Raw genomic sequence first — 23854 nt, 5'->3', positions numbered from 1 at the left:
TTTGATATATGTAATCTTTTAGCCTACTTCAATCATGCTTGCATCTTCTTTACGAAGACTAAGCTCATAACCTCTTACATTTACTTCTACAGGATCTCCAAGAGGAGCTACCTTCCTTACATAAACTTCAGTTCCTTTAGTTAAGCCCATATCCATAAATCTTCTTTTTACTGGTCCTTGTCCATGAACTTTAATTATAGTAACTGTTTCACCACATTTAGTACTTTTTAGAGTTTTCATATATAATATCTCCTTTCTTATATATACAAATAGTAGATTATGTTAGGCATATTCAAATAAATAACTAGTCAGTATGTTTCATATGCCTCATACCATAATCCTATTTGCCATTGACTTGCTTAAGGCAATACGAGAATTTTTAACACCTACAATCAGATTGCCAGCTATCTCAGATACCACTGTTACGTTTTCTCCAATAATAAATCCAAGATGTTCTAGATGTCGGCGAGTTTTATCATTACCAGTAATATTTTTAATATTGTTCGTTTCTCCTACTTTTAACATTGTAATCGGCATCATATTTTTCTCCTTTATTAATATTAATAAATTTCACCCATTCAAATATTTATCCACATTGTATTTACATGAGACAAATATTCATTCTCAATTACACTATATAATCATTATCAATAGATAAATAAAGTCAAATTATGTTAATCATGTCTTTTGCATTAAATTATGCATAAATAAACACACCACCGATAGTAATTTATATAAAGTCCGTTTGTAATTGACATTGATTATCACTATCGATGTTAATTATATCCCCCTCTTATTTATATGTCAATAGCAATATAAAAATATGGATACTTTTTTATTAAAGCACCTTAATTATTTTTAGTTTTATAAATTACTATAATATAATTAAATTTTTTATTAAAATTTATAATAATATGTACTTTAAAATATTGATTTATCATCAATATTGATTTTAGATTTTTATGTTAATTCTTAAATAAATTTAGATTTTATCATTGTTGAAACATAGTTTATACTGTATAATAATAGTATATTAATTATATTAATGTAAATTAGAGAAATTTTGCGTAGGTTACAACGTAAATTTAAATAAAGAAGGGAGTAAGTTGTCCAAAACCAGTAACATTATAAAACTATAAAAGCAGAGTTTTACATTTAATCATATTATTATAATTACAACTATATTAATAAAATACATAATAATATTCTATAATTGAGTCAGCGCATTCCATATTATGTTATAATAACTAATAATTATAATAGTTTGTAGTATGTACCTATCTTATTATTTTATCCGAATTGATTATTTAGCATGAAATAAATTAATTAAATAAGCTTTATAGATTTTTATAAGGTTTTAACGACTATGCAACAAAATGAAAAAAAGCAGACTAAATAGAAGAAAATATCAAAGACGAAATAAATTTATTATCATTACAAGTTTATTTATTGTCTGTATATTATTTGCTGGAATTGGAATTAAATTTACTCTGAGAGCAAAAGCTAGTTCAGAAAATCAAAATACCTTACAAAAAGTACCTGTTTCCACAACTAATAATCAAAGCATTCAACATAATAATACTGCCAAAAATAAAGCTGACAAACCACCCGCTGTTCAAAACACAGTTAGTAGTAATAATTCAGCTGGAAATAATGCACCTTCATCAAAAAATGCAGGAAATAATCCAGTACCGCCAGCTAATACTTCATCAACTGACAAAGGAAGTGAGGCACCAACACCAGATAATGAAGAAGTTCCCAATAAGGTGGCATATTTAACCTTTGATGATGGCCCAAGTGTTAATGTTACTCCAAAAGTTTTAGATATATTAAAGCAAGAAAATGTACAAGCTACTTTCTTTGTAATAGGAAGCATGTGTGAAGAAAATCCTGAGCTTTTAAAACGTGAGAAGGCAGAAGGTCATTCCATTGGTAACCATACTTATTCTCATGAGTATAACATAGTATATTCATCCCCTGAAAATTTCATCAAAGATATTAAAAAATCCCAAGATGTAATAACTAAAATAATTGGTACTCATGATACAAGCCTTATAAGATTTCCAGGTGGTTCTTTTGGCAGACATTCTTATAAAGATGCTGTAAGTAAAGCCGGTTATCGCTACATTGATTGGAATTGTCTTACAGGAGATGCGGAAGTATCAAGGGCTTCTGTAGATAGATTGCTGCTTAGATTCAATGAAACCATGGGAAATCAAGATAAGCTTATAATTTTAATGCACGATGCACCTTATAAAACTACTACACCGGAAGCATTGCCTCAAATTATAAAAATTCTAAAGGATAAAGGCTATACTTTTAAAGGGCTTTAGATATCATATCGTAAAATAATTAATACCACATTTAAACATTTTAAACATATAATACAATAAAAATATAAATCATAATCAAAAGTACTTCAACTAAAATAGGATAAAAAAGTCCTGCAATAAGTTCTGCTGCATATAATATAATCAAACAATACAAGGCAAACAATTATATCTCCCATTCTCAAGAGATATAATTGTTTGCCTTGTGACATTTACAGCGTCAGCCAGTTCACTTTGTGTGACTTTTCTTATTGTGCAGCTAGCTTTACATTTAATGTCAAGTTTATTTTATATTAAAACATAAAATTTATACCAAATTATTGCATAAACATCACAATAGTAAGTTTTCAATATATTATTTTTTCACATATAGTGATAAAAAAATTGACAGACTATATTTATATATCGTAATATATAAATATAGTGATATATTAATATTAATGAGGTCGTGATTTAATGAATAAGGATTTATCTCAATTTAACGATGCAGCTGAAATACTAAAAATACTTGCCCATCCGGTAAGACTTTGTATAGTCAAGGGTTTAATAGAAAATGGAGGCTGCAATGTAAGCCATATGCAAGAATGTTTGGGAATTCCCCAGTCCACAGTATCTCAACATTTACAAAAGCTTAAAAGTGCCGGAATCATAAGAGGAATGAGAAATGGATTAGAAATACGCTATAAAGTATCTAATAAAAAAATAGCCGCTTTATTGAATACATTGTTTAGTGAAGATTGAAACAAGTTCTTAATTCAGGTTGGGATTCTTTTACTCCATCTGAATTTTAGAACTGCAAATGCATAGCTTACTTGGCGTTGAACTCCCACTTAAATAAAGTGGAGACTTACGCCAAGTTAGTCAGGTGAAATATCTTTTGGAGGTGGATTGTTATGAAAAAGAAAATTTTAATTATAGGTGGCGTTGCTGGTGGTGCATCCGCAGCTGCAAGACTTAGAAGATTAGATGAGGATGCAGAAATAATAATGTTTGAAAAAGGTGAATATATCTCTTTTGCAAATTGTGGTTTACCTTACTATATAGGTGAAACCATTAAGGATAGAAAAAAACTTATTGTTCAGACTCCTGAAAATATGGTAAAAAGATTTAATGTGGACGTAAAACCTAATAGTGAAGTAATAGGCGTTGACACCAATAGAAAATTTGTAAAGGTAAATAGTAAAGATAAAGGAATTTATGAAGAAAACTATGATTACTTAATACTTTCTCCAGGTGCAAAACCAATGAAACCAAATATAGAAGGCATAGACAGCAAAAAAATTATAACCCTCAGAAACATTCCAGATACAGATAAAATAAAAAACTATGTGGATAATAATGATATAAAGAATACTGTAGTTATAGGCGGCGGTTTTATCGGTGTTGAAATGGCTGAAAACTTAGTGCAGCGAGGAATAAATGTAACTTTAGTGGAAGCAGCCCCCCATATATTGGCTCCTTTTGATACTGATATGACAGTTATAGCTGAAAAGGAGTTGGAAAGTAATGGGGTTAATTTAATACTTGGAGATGGTGTTAAAAGTTTTAAAGATACTGAAAACAGCCTTGAAATTTTATTGTCAAGTAACACAAAACTAACTACTGATCTAGTAATTTTAGCTATTGGTGTTGTTCCTGATACAGATTTTATAAAAGGAAGCCAGATTAAACTTGGAAAAAGGGGTCATATATTAGTTGATAAGAATATGAAGACAAATATAGAAAATATATATGCTGTAGGTGATGCTGTGGAGATAAAAGACTTCGTAAATGGGCAAAGTACAGCTATACCCCTTGCTGGACCAGCTAATAAACAAGGAAGAATTGCAGCAGATAATATAGCCGGTCTAAACAAAAGCTTTAATGGTTCCCAAGGCACTGCTATCATTAAGATATTTGGCTTAACTGCCGCAAACACAGGAAATAATGAAAGGACTTTAAAAAGATTAGATATACCTTATAAAGTTATATACGTTCATCCAGTATCACACGCTTCTTATTACCCTGGTGCATCCCCTATTTCAATAAAACTTATTTTCAATGAAAAGGGAACAATACTTGGTGCCCAAGCTATGGGTTATGAAGGTGTTGATAAAAGAATAGACGTTATAGCTTCAGTTATGAGACTTCACGGAACCATATATGACTTAACAGAACTTGAACTTAATTATGCTCCTCCTTTTTCCTCTGCAAAAGATCCTGTTAACATGGCAGGCTTTACTGCTGAAAATGTACTTACTGGAAAAAGTGAAGTTATTACTCCTACAGAACTATATTACTATGACTTGTCAAATTCTATATTAGTTGATGTACGTTCTAAACTGGAATTTAACAATGGTCATATAGATGGAGCCATAAATATCCCTGTAGATAATTTAAGAGAAAGATTATCAGAGCTGGATAAAAACAAGGAAATTATTGTCTATTGTCAGGTAGGTCTTAGAGGCTATGTAGCTGAAAGGATACTTAAACAAAAAGGTTTCAAGGTTAAAAATTTAACTGGTGGATACAAAACTGCATCCATGCTAAATTATAAACCAAAGGAAATTAACTTTACTGAACAAAAAGAATTAGATTCTGAATCAATGAAAGAAGTAGCGGCAACTGATGGTAACTATAACTGCAATAAGGTTTTGGATACTTGCGGCTTATGCTGCCCAGGACCTTTAATGGAAGTAAAAAAATCTGTAGATGAATTAAAGAATGGAGAAACGTTAAAAGTTACTGCTTCCGATCCAGGCTTTTATGAAGATATAAAATCTTGGTGTAATACTACTAATAATACTCTTATAAATTTAACTAAGGATAATGCCAATATTACGGCTTTGATTAAAAAGAATTGTGAAACCTTAGAAAAAACTTCCTCCAACATTTCTGTTCCCCCTGCTAATACTAATAAAACCATGGTAGTATTCAGCGGAGATTTAGACAAAGCCATAGCTTCCTTTATAATTGCTAATGGTGCTGCCAGTATGGGTAAAAAAGTAACTATGTTTTTCACCTTCTGGGGACTTAATGTTTTAAGGAAAAGTGAAAAAGTGTCAGTTAAAAAAAGCTTTATTGAAAAGATGTTTGGAATAATGATGCCAAGAGGAAGTAAAAAATTAAAACTGTCAAATATGAATATGCTTGGTATGGGTGCTAAGATGATACGTGGTATTATGAAAAATAAAAATGTATCTTCTCTTGAAGATCTGATGGAGACTGCTATAGCTAATGGTGTTGAAATAGTTGCCTGCCAAATGTCCATGGATGTAATGGGAATACAAAAGGAAGAACTTATTGATGATATTAAAATAGGCGGCGTAGGTTACTATCTGGGAGAAGCAGAAAACTCAAATGTAAATCTATTTATATAACTGCAAAATATTTAGGTTAAGAAGATAATATAAATTTTTAGTAGAGTTCTTAATATATTAATATTTATAGAAATGCAAGAAGCACAAGCACTTTATTAGCAAATTAAAAAGACTATCTATTAATGGATAGCCTTCTTCTTGTATTTCTTTCCTGCTACTTCTACACTGCTTACGGTTATCAATGCACTTTGGTCAAAATTGTATACTATAGATTTGAGCTTGGCTACTTCAAGACGAGATACAACTACATACAATACACTTGTTGGAATTCCCTTGTAGGCACCCTTTCCATCAAGAAGAGTTAGCCCTCTACCAAGTCTTGCCATTATGGCTTCTGATATTTCCTGATATTCTGATGAAACAATAGTGACAGCCTTTGATTCATCCAAACCTTCTACCACAATATCAATAACTTTAAAGGCTATAAAATAAGCTATAAGTGAATACATAGCCCTGTCCCATCCGAACATAAATCCTGAAATTCCTAAGATGAATAAGTTGAAAAACATAACAATTTCTCCAATTGAAAAACTTATTCTCTTATCAAGTATTATGGCCACTATTTCTGTTCCATCAAGAGATCCTCCATTTCTTATGATTAAACCTACTCCAAGCCCTTGAATAATACCTCCAAAGATAGCTGCAAGAAATACATCATGTGTAACTTCACGAAAAGGTGTAAAAAATGAAACTCCCATAGATAGGCAGAATACCGCAAATAGCGTACATAAAGTAAAAGTCTTACCTATTTGCTTATATCCCAATATAAAAAATGGTACATTAAGCGCAAATGTGAAAACACCTAAAGGTATTTTTGTTATATGACTAACCATAATGGATATACCTACTATACCTCCATCTATCATGTTATTTGGAATTAAAAATGTTTCCAATGCTATAGATGATAAAAGAGCTCCTATGATTATAAATAATACCCTGCTAATATTACGATAGACATCTATTAACTTTTTTTTCATCTACATCCCCCCTATAAAATTGAATTTTCAAGAATCCCCTTACTTATTATTATACATAAAGAACTATATTTATACAAACTAAATAGTTGACTAGTCAATAAATATAAAATAAAAAAACTACTGATAAATTATATCTTAATCAGTAGTTCTGTCCTTATAGTGAACTACACTTCACTTATAGAAGTGAGTGCTTCCCTTAATCCTGCTCAACCATAATTGGAGAATTCCATACTTTTGGTTAAAACTAAGCTTCTTTTTTCATGTTATTATGAAATAGCTTTTCATAACAATAGGTTATTATATCACTCCTCTTAATTATTCCTATAAATATGTTATTGTCATCTACTACTGGAACAAAATTTTGGTTTACCGCTGTTGAAATTAAATCCTCTATATTGGAATTTATATGGACTGGCTTATTTACAATATGCCTTGGTATATCATATACATGAACTTTACTGGTATCTTTAAATTTAAGATTTGGACTATTTTTCATCTTCCAAAGTAAATCCCCTTCTGTTAAAGTCCCTACATATTTTCCTTCATCATCTATTATTGGAATTGCACTATATCTGTGATATTCCATTCTCTCTAATACCTGCCTCATTGTAGAAGTTATCTTCTCACATATAACTTCTGTTTTCGGTGTTAAAAAAAATGCTACATTCATACTACTTAACCCCTCTTTGTATTATTTAAACGATTTCATCTCTATCGTTTATAATAAATTCTATAAGATTAAACTAACCCTAATAAAAATATTATTTATTTATCTCTCTAAGAATTATTATATCTCTATAATTAATAAATTCAATAAAGTGTTATTTAACTTTATGTAAAAATTTAATAACCAATGCAGTATAATAATACCATTTTGTTCCATAGAAATCAAATTATTTTTTAATCTTATAATCTATTGTATATTAATTTTTCAAATAAAACAGCTTTTTTTTGAAAACATCAATCAATATATGTCTATTTCATGCAAAATTATTAATTATAATTCTTTCACTTATTAATAAAATCCATTAATATAGAATTATAAATATGAATATTTTTATACTTACTTGTAAAACTAAGTAAACTATAATAACAGAAAGGATGTATATTATGGAAAATTTCACTATAGTTAAAAATAATAAAATTAGTTTAAAAGATTTCTCCCCTGAGGATACTGAAAATCTCTCAAAAGATAATATCAATGATGAATATTTATGTTTACAAGAAAAATTTTCAGAATTTCAAAACATCCTCTATGCTTCAAAAAAATTTTCTCTACTGATTATCCTGCAGGGAATGGACTGCAGTGGCAAAGATGGTACTGCAAAAAAGATACTCTCAGGAATAAATCCCAATGGCTTCAATGTAAAAAGTTTTAAGGAACCAACCCAGGAAGAACTAAGTCATGATTATCTTTGGAGAGTTCATAAATACTGCCCCTCAATGGGAAACATAACCATATTCAATAGATCTTACTATGAAGACGTACTAATAACAAGGGTTCATAGACAAATAAATGATACAATAGCTTTTAAAAGATTTAAAGAAATAAATAAATTTGAAAAATACTTAATAAATAATAACATACTAGTATTAAAATTTTTTTTACATATATCAAAGGATTTTCAAAGAGAAAAAATTGAAGAAAGACTTAAAAATCCTAAAAAGCACTGGAAATTTTCTCTATCAGATCTTAAAGAAAGAAATTTTTGGGATAAATATCAACAATGCTATGAAGACATAATTTGTAATTGCAGTACAAAAAAGGCCCCTTGGCATATAATACCTTCAAATAATAGATGGTTTAGGGACTATATAATACTTAAAATTATAGTAAATAATCTACAAAGTTTAAAATTAGAATACCCTAAAACCAATGATAACATACAGGCTCTGATAAATGAACTTAATAACAGTCGTTAACATATAAAAAATTGTTATAAATGACTATCTCCAAAGGAATAAATATTAATTCAACTTGAGAATCTTCCCATTTAATTGTTAGAATTTAAGCTTTAATAACCATTTTTAATAATGAAATAACTAAAAATTAAACTGTACCCTATAAGTTACACAACTCTTTTCTGTGTATATCTTACAAGGTACAATTTTCCCATTTTCTAACACACTATTCTATAACTTTTTTGAAATTTATTACTTACAGGGCAAATTTTCCTGTTTTAAATTGATCTTCTTTGTGATGAAAGCTACTGTAACGGAAAGCAATACCGCCAATATCAAAAAACAGCTTATCATTCCAATTACTCCCTTCCATCCATACAACGACCAAAAAGTTCCTCCTGAAGTCCCACCAATACTTGAGCCTATGTAATAAAAGAACAGATAAAGTGCAGAAGCCTGTGATTTATCATGAGTAGACAGTTTTCCTATCCAGCTGCTGGCGATAGAATGGGCCCCAAAAAATCCAAAGGTAAAAATTGCAATTCCTATAATTTTTATAATTAAACTTATTTTTAAAGTTATAACTGCACCTATAGCCATCACCAATATTACAATCCAAAGTACTTTAGATTGTCCATATCTATCTGCCATACGTCCCATCCAGGTAGAACTAAAGGTACCTATTATATAAATAAGAAAAATGAACCCAACTAAAACCTGACTAAGTGAATAAGGAGGTTCTAGCAACTGATATCCGATAAAATTATATAAGGAAACAAAACTTCCCATAATTAAAAATCCTATAGCATATAAACAGAGCAATCTAGGATTCTTAATATGATTTATCATAGACTTCAATAATTTACTCACTTCAAATTTACGAGGAGTAAAATTTTTTGACTCCGGCAGCTTAATCAAGAATAAAATACTAAACATAAGCCCCAAAATTCCTATACAGGCAAGTGCAGCTCTCCAATTAAAGAAATCCGTGATAGTACCTATTATTATACGTCCTGCCATACCCCCTATAGAGTTTCCACTAATATATAGTCCCATAGCCATACCAAGACTTTTTGCTTCAATTTCTTCACCTATATATGCCATAGCAACAGCTGGCAACCCTGCTAAAACAAGTCCTTGCAGCACTCTGAATATTAAAAGATAGTGAAATCCAGGAACAAAGGCAGTAAGTAATACTAATATTGAAGCTGAAACAATTGAAAATGACATAACTATTTTTCGTCCCAAAACTTCTGATAATGAACCAAATAATAACATACTAAAAGCCAATGTAATAGTTGTAACTGAAAGTGACAAACTTGCAATGGTTGGTGAAATTTTAAATTCTCTAGAAAGTTCTGGCATTAAAGGCTGTGTACAGTATAAAATAGCAAAAGTATTAAATCCCCCTGCAAACAAGGCGATATTAGTATTTTTAAATTCCTTGGTTCCCTTTTGAATATAACTCATAATACATCACTCCAAGTCAATATTGGAGAAAAGTACGAAGCTTTTCTAAATCTGATATTTGTTCTTTGAACTTTATACTTTGCCTTTTCCTTCGTCTTTTCCCTCTATTACGAAAGTATCTTTTTTAATACTATACTTCCAAATTAATAATGTCAAACTGATAAAAAAACAGGAATATATATGAAAATTTTTCATCTCTGCAAAGTTTAGATTTTGTTTATAATTAGTTTAGATAAAATAGAGGTATCTACTTTAGAATATAATCAGGAAGTACTTCCTAGACAAACTTTCGAGTTTCTGTAAGAGTTCCCCCTCTGGAATTCGAAAGTTTTTGTAAAAAGTAAACTATTAAATTAGCTAAAGAACTATATAGTAATTTTCACTTATTATCTAGCGAGCAAAACATACATTTGGCAATTTACTGTCATCAGTTCGTCCTTTTCCATATTAACAATTAAAACAAGGAGATGAAAAAAATGAAATTTAGAAAAAAAACTGTTATGTCCATAAGCTTTGCCTTAGGTACACTTATGTTTGCCAGCACTGCCATGGCAGAAGTAACTACTAAAAGTGGTTACGATCAGCTTAAAGACTCAGCTAAATACACAGCAAAACAAACTACCTCTGGGCTTTCCAATTATACTTTAGATACATCTATGAGTATAAAGACTGGCGACACGGTGATTTATCAGTCAAACAATACAACTAAATATGATCTAAAAAATAAATCCATGGAAAATACAACTGGATATTATGATGGAAAAGATAAATATACTTCCTATAATTACTCAGATGAAAACACAATAATATCAACGAATATAAAAGGATCACAGGATTCTTATCTTGTGACAAATTACACAAATGGCAATAAAAATATAAGCTTACCAAAAAATCCTTTTGAAGAGGACAAGACTGCGGATATTGAGAAAATAGCCGATGCCCTTGTGGGAAATCTAAAGGATGCAATAGTAGTTAATGTAAAACAGGATGGAAGCAAAGAATTATCCAGCACCATAAACAATACACAAATTCCCTCTATAGTAAATGCTCTGGCATCCTTCCAGTTTAAAAATTCCTATGGTAATCAACAGGGCACTAGATTTACCAAGATGCCTAAGCTTACAAAAGATATATTTATAAAAGATGCAAAAGGTAATGTAATCACTGATAAAAACGGATTAATTAAAACTGTTGTTACTTCCGGAGTACTTTCTGGTAAAGACAAAAATAATACTATTCACAACTTAACTTTTCAGGTATCACTTGGTATATCCAATATAAATTCAACCAAAGTAAGTAAACCAGATTTAACAGGAAAGAAGGTACAGGAAAGCACCCAGACCTCCTATGATTATAACAAATTGACAAATCCTGAAAAATATATAGGAAAATATATATCTAACATAGTAGAAGAAAAAGATGGTAAATTCGTTAAAATAGGTGAAGCTACTATAAACATTGAAAAAATAAATGCTGAAACTGTTACTGGAAGCTATGAAACAAAATATATACCTGAATATGAAAAGCGTAATGAAAAGTTTAGCTTTACAGGTAAGTTTCATAAAGAAAAAAATTACTCTCCTTTTGACGCAGAGTTATCTTTAAATAATAGTAATAAAAAAGATCTGGAAGCACATTTATACCTAAATCCAGAAAGTCCTTCAATAAACTTCTATATAAATAATCAGAATTCAACAGGATTTGATCCTATTTATAATAAAATTTTTGACTAAGGAGATGAAAAAATGAAATTTAAGAAAAAGACCCTTATGGCCATAAGCTTCGCCTTGGGAACACTGATGTTTGCCAGCACTGCCATGGCAGAAGCAGCTACCAAAAGTGGTTATGAACAGATGAAGGATTCACTTAAATATACAGGAAAGCAGACTTCTACAGGGCTTTCCAGCTATACTATGGAAGGATCTATGATTATAAAAGATGGTAGTACTATTGTATCCTATGAAAATTCCATAAATAAGTATAATTTAACTAATAAGACAAAAGAAACTATCGGCGAAACTTATAACGGAAAAAGTAAAAAAGGCAGCTATATGTATCTTGATAAGAATACTGCTATATCAAAATATACAGGTCAAGAGTCATCAGACGGTTATAAAAACGATTCTTATTATGTCACAAACTACAAAAGTCATGATAATACTGAACCAAATATACTCCCTCACAACCCCTTTGAACAAGCTGGAGCTGAAGATCTAGAAAAAATAGCAGATGCTCTAGTAGGAAATCTTAAAGATATTGTGGCGGTAAATGTGAAACAGGATGGAAGCAAAGAATTATCAGGTACTGTAAACAATACACAGATTCCTTCCATTGCAAATGCATTACTATCCTATAAATTTAAAGATATGTTTAACAGCAATGACCCTAACTACAGTAAAATGCCAAAACTTATAGAGGATATATCCATAAAAAATGTAAAAGGAAACATGACCATAGATAAAAGCGACTTAATTAAAACGGGGCTGGTATCTGGAATAATTTCCGGTAAGGATAAAAATAACACCTTTCATGATTTAACCTTTGAAATGATGTTAAAGATATATGATGTTAATTCTACTAAAATAAATAAACCCGATCTTTCTGGTAAAAATGTAATAGAAGAAACTAAGACTTCAAATTATGACAAACTAACTAATCCAGAAAAATATATAGGAAAATATACTTCCACTATAGCAATTGAAAAGGATGGTAAATTCATTAAAATAGGCGAAAGTACTGTAAATATTGAAAAAATAGACACAGAAAATATAAGTGGAACTTATGAGGAAAAATATTTACCAGGTTATGAAAAATCCAACAGTAAGAAATTCAGTTTTACAGGTAAATTTTATAAAGATAAAAATCATTCTCCTTATGCCGCAAAAATAACAAGCGATTCTGAAAAAAATTTAGATGGAGAGATATATTTAAATTCTGATGCAGCAACTATAGATATTTCTTCCCCAAACTTAAATGCTTCAGGACACGGTTCATACACTAAAGTATTTAAATAATAAAATTCATATTTAACCTAACTAACTTGGCGTAAGTCTCCCCCGCACGCTGTACAGCCCTCACACAAAATCGAAAAGAAGATTTTGGTTCTCTGCTTGCACTCTGTGAAAGCGATTCGCACCAAATTAAAATTTGGGCTCTCTGCTTTTCTTCAAGTGGGAGTTCAACGCCAAGTAAGCCATGCATTCGCAGTTCTAAAATTCAGATAGGGTAAAAGAATCCCCACCTGAATTAAGAACTTGCTTCAATTACAGACTTTAGATATCTATAGTTAAAATTTCAGTTTTTCAGTTAAAGTATTTGCATAGACTATACAAAAATATATTTTACTGAATTTCATCTAAAAAATGACTACAACAGTGAACTGCTGCTTATTCTGTCCTTTAGCAGCAGTTTACAGTTTATCACTATAAATTCGGAGGTGTACTTATTGAAAAAAGTTATAGAAATAACCAACCTATCTAAAACCTATAAAAATAACAGAGGTGTTCAGGATCTTAATCTTGACATATACGAAGGAGACATATTCGGCTTTCTTGGTCCCAATGGTGCTGGTAAAACCACTGCCATGAAAATAATGACAGGACTTGTAAAACCCGATAGAGGAGAAGTAAAAATATTAGGTCACAGTGTTCAGGAAGAATTTGAAAAGGCCATGGCCAGTGTGGGCTGCATCATTGAAACCGCTGAAGTATTTCACTATCTTACAGCCTTTGAAAATCTTAAACAATTCTCAAGATTCTATGAAAATGTAGATAACAATAGAATTAATGAAGTTTTAGATATGGTAGGTCTCTCCAAATTCAAAGATGAAAAACCTACTAAATTTTCTCTTGGAATGAAACAAAGATTGGGTATTGCAGCAGTATTATTATCAAATCCAAAGATTATAATTTTAGATGAGCCTCTAAACGGTATGGATGTAGAAGGAATGATCAGCATGAGAAATATAATAAAAAATCTAGCGAAAAAAGAAAAGACAACTTTCTTTATTTCCAGTCATCTTATACACGATATAGAATTGACTTGCACAACTATTGGAGTTTTATATAATGGAAGACTTATCAATGTAGATAACACTAAAAATATATTGAATAATTATGCTTCATTAGAAAATTATTTTATCAGCGAGGTAGAGAGAAATGGTAGAATTTAAAGCAGCTTTAATAAACGAATTAGAAAAATTATATAAAAAGAAAAAAGCTTTAGTTGGAATTATACTTGCACTATTTTTTATAATAATAGGTCAGATTTTTATATCCCTAGTGAGAAGTAATTTTGGAGTTCAAGGAGTTTCCAGTAATGAGTTCCCCTTTCTTATTTTATCCATAATAATAAACACTCTGCTGCCTTTATTTGTGGCATTGGTAACTATCGACAGTTTTTCTGGTGAATTTTCCAAAAACACTATGAAAATTGTCCTTACAAGACCTGTATCAAGACTGAAGCTTTTTTCAGCAAAAATAGCTTCCATAGTAATATTTATATTTTCAATTTTAATGCTTACAATGATATTTTCCATAATTTCGGGACTTATATTTAATGCAAATTCCTTTAGTTTTATAGGAATTTTAGAGATAATACTCTCCTATGTAGTTACCCTGTTTCCAATGATAGTATTATGTCTTATGATTGCACTATTCACAAATATAATAAAAAGCGAAGTAGGTGTGTTTTTCTTTTCTATACTGGTATTTATCGGTCTCAAAGCCCTTGGAATTTTCTTTTCAGCCTATTCAGGATTGATTTTTACCTCTATGCTAAGCTGGTACAATCTATGGATTATGGACACTATACCTGTTTTTAAAATTTTCCGCCAGTTCATGATGCTCTTAAGTTATGCTATAATACTATTTACAGGAGGATATCTCTTATTTGACAGAAAAGACTTTTAAATAAAATATTTTTTTCAGGAAACACTGTCTATTATATATAAAAATACAATGAGGATTAAATAGAAAATGGATATTAAAAGACGTCTTATTATTTATAATACTTTAACTATAATAATTCCCCTTATAATTACTGCCATAACCGCTTTTATACTAACATTTGTATCTTCAGAATTTTTAGGAAAAACCATAGGTTACAACAACTTTAAAAAAGTTACCTTCATAAATTCAGAACTTTTAAATATGACTAAAGATATAGCCAAATCTGATAATAAAAGTATTGAAGATGAACATTTTAAAAGTTATCTAGAAAGTAAACTGGCAATTACTCAAGGTAAAATTATAATAAATAAAAATGGTATTGTGTTATATTCCTCCAAGGATATAAATAATATAAGCCTTGAAAATACACTGCAGCAGTCCAGGGACAAATCAAGGGATCCTATATTTATAAATGACACTTATTATTCTATTAGTTCCTTTCCCATAGAGTTTAAAGATAAAAGCACTGGTAATGTGATATTTTTAACTCCTATTGGAAAGGATTCTGGCTTTTTCAAAAGATTCATCATATACGTATTAATTGCATTTTTTGCATCTTATACATTAGTCAGTATTATTGTATCCTATGCTCTTTCAAAGAAGATATTATTACCTATATCCCTTTTAAAAAAAGCTGCTGATGAAATAAAAAATGGTAATTTGGATTCAGAAATAGTGGAAAGCGGCGATAAGGAAATAAGAGAACTATGCAGTAATTTTGAAGAAATGCGTATAAAACTTAAAGATTCCATACATATGAAAACAAAATATGATGACAATAGAAAAATGCTGGTATCCAGTATCTCTCACGATTTAAAAACCCCCCTTACCTCCATTGAAGGCTATGTGCAGGGTATACTAGATGGAGTGGCAAATAGCCCTGAGAAGCTGGAACACTACTTAAAAACCATAAATGTAAAGACAAAACAGATGGATTCCATGATTAACGATTTACTTCTATATTCAAAACTGGACTTAGGTCAAATTCCCTTTAATTTTGAGAAAACTGATATAGATGAATATTTCAGTTACTGCGTTGAAGAGAGTTATGTCATACTCAAACATTCAAACATAGATATAAAACTTGAAAATCACCTTGATAATTCAAAGTACTTTTTGATAGATAGAGAGCGTTTCAGAAGAGTTATTCTCAACATTCTTGATAATTCAAGAAAATACATGAATAAAGATAGAGGTGAAATAACTATATTTATCAGGGAAAACAATTTAAGTATTATAATAGAAATAAGAGATAATGGTTCTGGAATAGACGAAGAAAATACAAATAAAATATTTGATAGATTCTACAGATCAGATTCTGCAAGAAGCAATGCTAAAGGCAGTGGTCTTGGCCTTGCCATAGCAAAACAGATTGTAGAAGGCCATAAGGGAAAAATATGGGCAAATTCTCATAAAGACCAAGGTACAAGTATAATAATATCTCTTGCTAAAATATAATTACTCTCTAATAATATCTTTTAAATGTAATTGATACTGGAATTCAATAATAATGATTTATCCAAAATCCAGTGGATGTTATTATAGATTATGGCCTCACTGTTACAGTGTCTAGTTGAAATAAACTATAAATATAAATATGTAATGAGGAGCGAACTATGAGAAAAATTTTAATAATTGAAGATGATTTAAGTATAGCAGAACTTCAGAAGGATTATCTTGAACTTAACAATTTTGAAGTTTCTATTTGCAAAGACGGTGTAGATGGATTAAACGTATTAAAAAATGGTGATTTTGACCTATTAATCCTGGATTTAATGCTTCCAGGTCTTGATGGATACAGTATTCTGAGGAGCATAGAGCAGGAAAAAGATATTCCTGTACTTTTAGTTTCTGCTAAAAAAGAAGAAATTGATAAAATTAAAGGTCTCACCTTAGGTGCAGATGATTACATAACAAAACCCTTTAATCCAAGTGAACTGGTGGCCAGGGTTAAATCTCACATAACCAACTATGAAAGAATAAAAAACAAATTTAATAAGCCTGAAAAATCAAATAGGATTGTTATAAGAGGTCTTGAGCTGGATAAGGATTCAAGACAGGTATTCATAAATGGAAATGAAGTGACTCTAGCTCAAAAAGAATTTGACCTGCTTTTGTACATGGCAGAAAATCCAAACAAAGTCTTCAGCAGAGAAGATCTCTTTGAGGCCATATGGGGACTTGATTCTCTTGGAGACAACGCTACCGTTACAGTTCATGTAAGAAGGATAAGAGAAAAAATAGAATCTTCTCCTTCGGACCCTCAATATATAGAGACAGTATGGGGTGCGGGTTACAGACTTAGAGTGTAAGTTAAGTTAAATTGGATTAAAATTGACATTAATCCATAAAAACATTTTACCTATTTTTTTATCCTACTACATTGAAAATTTATTGTTGTTATGTTATACTATCTTATAGTACGTTATGATTATTGTTAACAGATTTAACCTTGAGATGTGCCTTTTGGTACATCTATTTTTTTCATTATACAAAAATGAGAGATAACTGCTGCTACATCTCTTGATAACTTATTTACCCTAAAAAACTTTGTTTATTTTGTTTTTTATTGCTATATAAAGTGCAACGGAGTGTTACAGTAACCAGTTATAGTTATTAAATAAAATTTAAAATAAGCCTAGAGCATATGCCCTAGGCTTCACTTACACTATTAAGTAATTACAATTAAAGAATAGTTATTTCTTCTGCTTGTAATCCTCTTTGACCTTTTACTTCGTTGTAAGAAACTTTTTGTCCTTCTTCAAGTGATTTATAACCATCTGATTGTATTTGTGAAAAATGTGCAAATGCATCATTTCCATTTTCTCCTGTTATAAATCCAAATCCTTTTTGTCCATTAAACCATTTAACTGTACCTGTCATAATAAGTACCTCCAAAATTTTATTTATCTTAAACTCGTTGCAATAACTACCCAAATAAAATTTCGTTACAAACATACTTATTATATGAGTTACTGAAATATATTGGTTTTAAATTAATTACGATTCATTTAAGGTATGAATTCATTATAACACATAAAATTATAGATAGCAAGTAATTTTTCATTTTTTTATAAATTAAACATTTTTAGTAAATACTAAAAACCTATTTATTTCATATTTATATTTTATCTTCTTGTTCCAGCAAAACTTGGTGGTGTAGGATTAGGTGCATCAAAATACTTGCCTGGTGTTGATAAGTCAAAATATAATTTAGAGTCTTCTGTTACTCCAAAGTCTTTATTTGATCCTTCATCTCTCATTTTGTTTAACGCCTCTCTAAATAGCGTATTGTGTGCTTCTTCGCGATTTAAAAGAAAATCTATTGTATTTCTTACTTCCTTATCATTTATTTGACGATATAGATATTCATACACAACTTTAGCTCTTTGCTCTGAAGCTATATTAGAAAGTATATCTGCTACAATATCACCCGTAACCGTTACATAATCAGCAGTCCATGGAGCTCCTGAAGAATTTATTAAAACCGGAGATAATCCAGAAAGTATATGAGTTTCAATTTCCCCGCTTCCTACAGCTTCATGATTAACTTCATGTCCATTTAATAAATTTATAGTTTCTGCAACTATTTCCATATGACTAAGTTCTTCTGTACCTATGTCAAGAAATAAATCCTTTATTGCTGGATCTTTTATTCTAAAACTTTGGGAAATATACTGCATCGCTGCTTTTAATTCTCCATTTCCACCACCTAGCTGTTCCTGCATAAGTACTGCATATTGTGGATTAGGTCTTTCTACTTTTACTTGTAAATTATTCAATAACTGCTTTTCATGTTTAAACAAATTACACACCTCCAAAATTTAAATACAAGTTTATTATTTGCAGCAGCCTTATATCTATTCATAAATCCTTTATAATTTATCTGTACGTTATGGCTTTAATATAACTTTTATGCAATTATCTAATTTTCTACCAAATAATTTGTAAAATTTTTCACCATCCATATCCACACAATAAACTACTGCATCTGATCCATCATGTATGAAATTTTAAAAATAAACATAACAAGAATTGACTTCTCTATTGGTTTTTAGAACATTTTCATATAAATAATGCCTTTTTTATACAACCATTGATTAATAAAGAAATTTTACTTAAAACCAAAAATTAATTAAATTTATTAATTGAAGCGTAAATGACATACTAAATAGAAAAATATAAGGAAGTAGTACTATAGAATTGCATAAAAAATATAAAATGAAGTATATTAACAATGTTGTACTATTAAAAAATAATAACCATTATAGGAGGATATTTTTATGCAATTAGCATCACATGAATTATATGATTTACATGAATTGATTGTTAGCTGTGTCAATTCTATAACTAATATGGCCATGTTTAAAAATATGGTTCAAGATCAAGAACTGAAAAATATGCTTGAGGCCCATTTTCCGGCTCACATTCAAGATTATAATATGAAGGTTGAATTTATAAAAAATGCTAGTGCTCCTAATGAAAAACTAAATGTACCAGAGTTAAATGTTAAGCTTAATGATTTTACAAAGTCACCAGTAAGCAGTTTTGAGTCAGTCACACCTAATACCAATGTACAAAAAATGAATGATAGAGAAATAGCTACTGCCTATCTTTTAACATTAAAAAGAGCAGGTAGAGAATATGCTTGGAGTGCTATGGAAACTGGTAATCCTGAAATAAGACAATTTCTAAAAGATGCATTTACAATGAGTTGTAATCATGCTTACGACGTATGGCAGTGGATGGTACAAAAGGGATATTATCCTCTATCACCAGCGGCTGAGAATGAGATGAATACTATATCTTCTATATATAATGAAGTTAGACAACTTCAACATGTATAAATTTTAATATATAATAAAGAGGAGTGTGTAACATGGCTAAGAATAATTTCAAAGAAAAATTTCAAGGCATTCCCATTGAAAAACATGATACTGCTGCTTGGGCCAATATTTCAAAGGTAAAACCTGTTACAAATGTATCTATTCCCAATGAACAGGAAACCAGAAATGCAAAGGATTGGGTAGACGCTAATCAAAAATAAATTTTAATACCATAATCTATAATAATAAAGAAGAATCTGTCTCACATGTATTTATCCATGGTGAGACAGATTTTTAACCATCTTACTATTAATAACAATTATCAAAATTCTATTTTAATAATAAGTAAGGCTATTTCTAAATTTAATAAATATTCATTCCTCTTCAAACACAGCTCCTTCTTTTATTTTTAACTAAATTGTTGATTTGCTAATCTCTTGTAACTCTCATATCTTTCCTTAGCATTTTTCTCTGCCAAATCAAACATTTTATCAGCAACTTCTGGGAACATGGTTCTTAGTGCTGTATATCTTACTTCACCATTTATAAAATTCTTAAATTCTCCAGTTGGTTCTTTAGATTCAAGCACAAATGGATTCTTTCCCTCTTCTTTTAATAAAGGACTAAATCTGTATAGATGCCAATATCCAGTATTAACTGCCTTTTTCTGCTCCATTATACTTGTTCCCATACCAGATCTTATACCATGACTTATACAAGGTGCATATGCGATTATAAGTGATGGTCCATCATAGCTTTCAGCCTCAGTTATTGCTTTAATTGTCTGATTCATATTGGCTCCCATTGCAATTTGTGCCACATATACATACCCATAGCTCATAGCCATCATACCTAAGTCTTTTTTCCTCGTCTTTTTCCCGGCAGCAGCAAATTTAGCTGTGGCACCAGTTGGAGTTGATTTAGATGACTGTCCACCGGTATTTGAATATATTTCAGTATCCAATACAAATATATTCACATCATCACCTGTTGAAATTACTTGATCTAATCCACCAAAGCCTATATCATATGCCCAGCCATCTCCGCCTATTATCCACTGTGATTTTTTAATTAGAAAGTCCTTCTTTTCCAATATTTCATCAACTATTTTATTTTTTCCGATGCCTATAGAATTTATAACCTGCAACAACTTTCCACTGGCCTCTTTAGAGCCTTCACCAGAGTTAAAATTATCAAGCCACTCTTTAAAGGAATCTTTTACTTCATCACTAAGATCTGATTGCATTCCCTGTTTCATAAGATCGGCAAGTTTTTCTCTAATTGCTCTTACTCCAAGATACATGCCATAGCCGTATTCTGCATTGTCTTCAAACAGTGAATTTCCCCAGGAAGGTCCTTTTCCATCTGTGTTTGCAGTATATGGTATAGATGGTGCACTAGCTCCCCAAATGGATGAGCAACCTGTGGCATTAGCTATCATCATTCTATCTCCATAAAGCTGAGTAAGAAGTCTAATATATGGAGTTTCACCGCATCCTGGGCAGGCTCCATTGAATTCAAGTAGAGGCCTTCTAAATTGACTTCCCTTAACTGTTTTAGGATCCATAACATCCTTTTTCTCTTGAACGCTCATAGCAAATTCCCAGTTTTCGCTTTCCATTTCAATTTCATGATCGGCAGGTTTCATTATTAAAGCTTTTCCCGGTGCAGGACAAACATCTGCACAATTTCCGCATCCAGTACAATCCAGGGGACTTATCTGAATTTTAAAATGCATTTCCTCTAATCCCTTACCAACGGGTTTTTTAGTCTTAAAGGTGTCCGGTGCCTTGCTTAGTTCCTCATCATTCAATAAAAATGATCTTACTGTTGCATGTGGACAAATATATGCACATTGATTACATTGAATGCATTTATCAATCTGCCATTCAGGTACCATTACAGCAATACCTCTCTTTTCATAGGAAGCAGTTCCAAGAGGGAATCTACCATCTTCCATACCATTAAATGCACTTACTGGTAGTTCGTCACCTTTATGTCTAGCCATAGGCAGTTGTATTCTCTTAATAAAGTCAGGTAATTCTTTAGCAGGCAGCTTTTCTTCTTCCGCATTTGCCCAGGAAGCTGGAACATTAACCTTTACCAAAGCGCCTACACCTTGATCTATTGCTGCCTTATTCATATCTACAATCTTTTGACCTTTTTTTCCATAAGTTTTTTCTACTGATGTCTTTAGAAGACTTAAAGCTTCCTCTACTGGTATTACATTAGCAAGTTTAAAGAAGGCGGCCTGCATAATCATATTTATTCTTCCACCAAGACCTATTTTCGAAGCAATTGAAATAGCATCTATTGTATAGAAATTTATATTGTTTTCAGCAATATATCTTCTGATTGGTGCAGGTATTTTATCTGTAAGCTCCTCTTCACTCCATGGACAGTTTAATACAAATGTACTATTTTTCTTTAATCCAAGCAGTAAATCATAGTTATAAATAAAGGATTTATTATGACATGCAATATAATCTGCATTGTAAACTAAGTATGGAGATTTTATTGGCTTCTTACCAAATCTTAAATGTGAAATTGTAGTACCACCAGATTTTTTACTGTCATAGGAAAAATATGCCTGAGCATAGAGGCCAGTATTATCTCCTATTATTTTAATGGCAGTTTTATTAGCACCAACTGTGCCATCTGATCCAAGTCCCCAAAATTTACAGTTTATTGTTCCTTCTGGAGTTGTGTCTATTATCTCTCCTTCTGGTAAAGATGTGTTAGTAACATCATCTACGATGCCTATTGTAAATTTATCCTTTGGATTATCACTTTTTAAATTATTGAATACGGATAGAATTTGAGAAGGACGAGTATCCTTTGAACCAAGTCCATATCTTCCGCCAATTATTATTGGTTTTTCAGCACTATTGTTGAATAGATGAACAACATCTAAGTATAGAGGTTCTGCAAGGGAACCTGGTTCCTTTGTTCTATCAAGAACTGCAATTTTTTTAACTGTCTTTGGAAACACATTGAAGAAATACTTGCTGGAAAAAGGTCTGTAAAGATGTACTTTTATTACTCCTACCTTTTCTCCCTTATTTCTCAAATAGTCTATAGATTCATCTATAGTATCACAAACTGAACCCATAGCTATTATTATATTTTCCGCATCAGGTGCACCATAATAATCAAATGGATGATATTCTCTTCCAGTTATACTTTTTATTTCCTTCATATAGTTTTCTACTATATCTGGAACTGCATCATAAAACTTATTTGAAGCTTCTCTTCCCTGAAAATATATATCAGGATTTTGTGCTGTACCTCTAACAACTGGATGCTCAGGATTTAATGCCTTATCTCTAAATTCTTTAATAGAATTATAATCCACTAAATTTTTTAAATCTTCATAATCAATTATTTCTATTTTTTGATATTCATGAGATGTTCTGAATCCATCAAAGAAATGTAAAAATGGTACTTTTGATTTTATAGTGCTCAAATGTGAAATACATCCAAGGTCCATAGCCTCCTGGACACTGCTGGAAGCCAGTAGTGCAAAACCGGTTTGCCTGCAAGCCATAACATCCTGATGATCTCCAAAAATTGATAATGCATGTGTGGCAATTGCTCTTGCACTTACATGAAATACTGTTGGAAGCTGCTCACCAGCTATTTTATACATGTTTGGTATCATCAGAAGTAATCCCTGTGATGCCGTATATGTAGTAGTTAAAGCTCCAGCTGCTAATGATCCATGTACGGAACCTGCTGCTCCTGCTTCAGATTGCATCTCTACAACATTAACAGCCTGATCAAAAATATTCTTTTTATCATGAGCAGACCATTCATCAACACTCTCTGCCATTGGTGTAGATGGTGTTATGGGATATATTGCTGCCACTTCTGTAAATGCATAAGAAGCATAAGCAGCAGCCTCATTCCCATCCATAGTTTTCATAATCTTTGCCATAAAAATAATCTCCTTTTCCTATAATAAATAGATGAAATAGTATTGTTACTTATTTATTATTTTCCTTTGGAGGATTATCATACATAAAACGAGATTATAGATAT

The 23854-nt window shown here is 30.8% G+C and carries 20 protein-coding genes and 1 pseudogene; 12 read left to right on the top strand and 9 right to left on the bottom strand.

Translation table 11 applies throughout. The features are described 5' to 3' along the window. Positions 1–18 precede the first annotated feature (18 nt). Together CLPA_RS02555 and CLPA_RS02550 are read right to left on the bottom strand one after the other, a co-directional pair. Positions 19–240 carry a FeoA family protein gene (locus CLPA_RS02555; RefSeq protein ID WP_004455223.1) on the bottom strand — a complete coding sequence of 74 codons (222 nt, stop codon included), beginning with the start codon at positions 238–240 and terminating at the stop codon, positions 19–21. A gap of 87 nt (positions 241–327) precedes the next feature. After that, positions 328–540, bottom strand: a complete 213-nt coding sequence (locus CLPA_RS02550; protein WP_034830278.1) for a FeoA family protein — start codon at positions 538–540, stop codon at positions 328–330. Between the two features lie 836 nt (positions 541–1376). On the opposite strand from CLPA_RS02550, the gene CLPA_RS21835 reads away from it, so the two are divergent. Then, entirely contained in the window at positions 1377–2333 is a 957-nt protein-coding gene (locus tag CLPA_RS21835; protein ID WP_004455220.1) for a polysaccharide deacetylase family protein, read from the top strand. A gap of 162 nt (positions 2334–2495) precedes the next feature. Here CLPA_RS21835 and CLPA_RS20275 read toward each other — a convergent pair. Next, positions 2496–2606 (bottom strand): annotated as a pseudogene (locus tag CLPA_RS20275) (helix-turn-helix transcriptional regulator); the annotation flags it as partial. 180 nt (positions 2607–2786) lie between these two features. On the opposite strand from CLPA_RS20275, the gene CLPA_RS02540 reads away from it, so the two are divergent. Together CLPA_RS02540 and CLPA_RS02535 are read left to right on the top strand one after the other, a co-directional pair. Next, entirely contained in the window at positions 2787–3071 is a 285-nt protein-coding gene (locus CLPA_RS02540) for an ArsR/SmtB family transcription factor (protein WP_004455219.1), read from the top strand. Positions 3072–3223: 152 nt separating this feature from the next. Then, the gene (locus CLPA_RS02535) at positions 3224–5689 is read left to right on the top strand and encodes a CoA-disulfide reductase (RefSeq protein WP_004455218.1); all 2466 of its coding nucleotides are present in this window, start codon (positions 3224–3226) and stop codon (positions 5687–5689) included. A gap of 119 nt (positions 5690–5808) precedes the next feature. On the opposite strand, the gene CLPA_RS02530 is transcribed toward CLPA_RS02535, so the two are convergent. Next, a complete protein-coding gene (locus tag CLPA_RS02530) occupies positions 5809–6666 on the bottom strand; it encodes a YitT family protein (RefSeq protein WP_004455217.1) in 858 nt (285 codons plus the stop codon). A gap of 244 nt (positions 6667–6910) precedes the next feature. Continuing rightward, the gene (locus CLPA_RS02525) at positions 6911–7336 is read right to left on the bottom strand and encodes a CBS domain-containing protein (RefSeq protein ID WP_004455216.1); all 426 of its coding nucleotides are present in this window, start codon (positions 7334–7336) and stop codon (positions 6911–6913) included. Positions 7337–7776: 440 nt separating this feature from the next. Between CLPA_RS02525 and CLPA_RS02520 the strand changes: the two genes are divergently transcribed. Further along, the gene (locus tag CLPA_RS02520; RefSeq protein WP_004455215.1) at positions 7777–8589 is read left to right on the top strand and encodes a PPK2 family polyphosphate kinase; all 813 of its coding nucleotides are present in this window, start codon (positions 7777–7779) and stop codon (positions 8587–8589) included. Positions 8590–8820: 231 nt separating this feature from the next. Here CLPA_RS02520 and CLPA_RS02515 read toward each other — a convergent pair whose 3' ends face one another. Next, positions 8821–10038: an MFS transporter gene (locus CLPA_RS02515; RefSeq protein ID WP_004455213.1), complete on the bottom strand. Its 1218-nt coding sequence runs from the start codon at positions 10036–10038 to the stop codon at positions 8821–8823. Between the two features lie 476 nt (positions 10039–10514). On the opposite strand from CLPA_RS02515, the gene CLPA_RS02510 reads away from it, so the two are divergent. From CLPA_RS02510 to CLPA_RS02480, 6 genes are all read left to right on the top strand, one after another. After that, a complete protein-coding gene (locus tag CLPA_RS02510) occupies positions 10515–11771 on the top strand; it encodes a hypothetical protein (protein ID WP_004455212.1) in 1257 nt (418 codons plus the stop codon). Between the two features lie 12 nt (positions 11772–11783). Continuing rightward, positions 11784–13052 (top strand): hypothetical protein, encoded by a 1269-nt coding sequence (locus CLPA_RS02505; protein ID WP_004455211.1) that lies wholly within the window; start codon positions 11784–11786, stop codon positions 13050–13052. A 431-nt stretch (positions 13053–13483) separates the two neighbouring features. Then, complete coding sequence (locus CLPA_RS02495; RefSeq protein WP_004455210.1) at positions 13484–14209, top strand: ABC transporter ATP-binding protein; 726 nt, start codon at positions 13484–13486, stop codon at positions 14207–14209. Further along, positions 14196–14948 carry an ABC transporter permease gene (locus tag CLPA_RS02490; RefSeq protein WP_004455209.1) on the top strand — a complete coding sequence of 251 codons (753 nt, stop codon included), beginning with the start codon at positions 14196–14198 and terminating at the stop codon, positions 14946–14948. The genes CLPA_RS02495 and CLPA_RS02490 overlap by 14 nt, the downstream gene beginning before the upstream one ends. A 66-nt stretch (positions 14949–15014) precedes the next feature. Beyond that, positions 15015–16445: a sensor histidine kinase gene (locus tag CLPA_RS02485; RefSeq protein WP_004455208.1), complete on the top strand. Its 1431-nt coding sequence runs from the start codon at positions 15015–15017 to the stop codon at positions 16443–16445. A 158-nt stretch (positions 16446–16603) separates the two neighbouring features. Next, entirely contained in the window at positions 16604–17299 is a 696-nt protein-coding gene (locus tag CLPA_RS02480) for a response regulator transcription factor (RefSeq protein ID WP_004455207.1), read from the top strand. 373 nt (positions 17300–17672) lie between these two features. Here the strand turns inward: CLPA_RS02480 and CLPA_RS02475 are convergent, their stop codons facing one another. Both CLPA_RS02475 and CLPA_RS02470 read right to left on the bottom strand, forming a co-directional pair. Continuing rightward, positions 17673–17870, bottom strand: coding sequence for a cold-shock protein (locus CLPA_RS02475; protein ID WP_004455206.1), 198 nt, complete (start codon positions 17868–17870; stop codon positions 17673–17675). A 245-nt stretch (positions 17871–18115) separates the two neighbouring features. Continuing rightward, entirely contained in the window at positions 18116–18793 is a 678-nt protein-coding gene (locus CLPA_RS02470; protein WP_004455205.1) for a manganese catalase family protein, read from the bottom strand. A 477-nt stretch (positions 18794–19270) separates the two neighbouring features. On the opposite strand from CLPA_RS02470, the gene CLPA_RS02465 reads away from it, so the two are divergent. Further along, positions 19271–19834 (top strand): spore coat protein, encoded by a 564-nt coding sequence (locus CLPA_RS02465; protein ID WP_004455203.1) that lies wholly within the window; start codon positions 19271–19273, stop codon positions 19832–19834. A 32-nt stretch (positions 19835–19866) separates the two neighbouring features. Then, entirely contained in the window at positions 19867–20034 is a 168-nt protein-coding gene (locus tag CLPA_RS20270) for a CDIF630_02480 family spore surface protein (protein ID WP_004455201.1), read from the top strand. A gap of 188 nt (positions 20035–20222) precedes the next feature. On the opposite strand, the gene nifJ is transcribed toward CLPA_RS20270, so the two are convergent. Continuing rightward, complete coding sequence (gene nifJ / locus CLPA_RS02460; protein WP_004455199.1) at positions 20223–23750, bottom strand: pyruvate:ferredoxin (flavodoxin) oxidoreductase; 3528 nt, start codon at positions 23748–23750, stop codon at positions 20223–20225. Positions 23751–23854: the final 104 nt, after the last annotated feature.

This window comes from Clostridium pasteurianum DSM 525 = ATCC 6013 (assembly GCF_000807255.1).
GTDB classification, from domain to species: Bacteria; Bacillota; Clostridia; order Clostridiales; family Clostridiaceae; genus Clostridium_I; species Clostridium_I pasteurianum.
The sequence above is the reverse complement of the archived record's forward strand: the minus strand, read 5'-3'. Positions and strand labels throughout refer to the sequence as shown.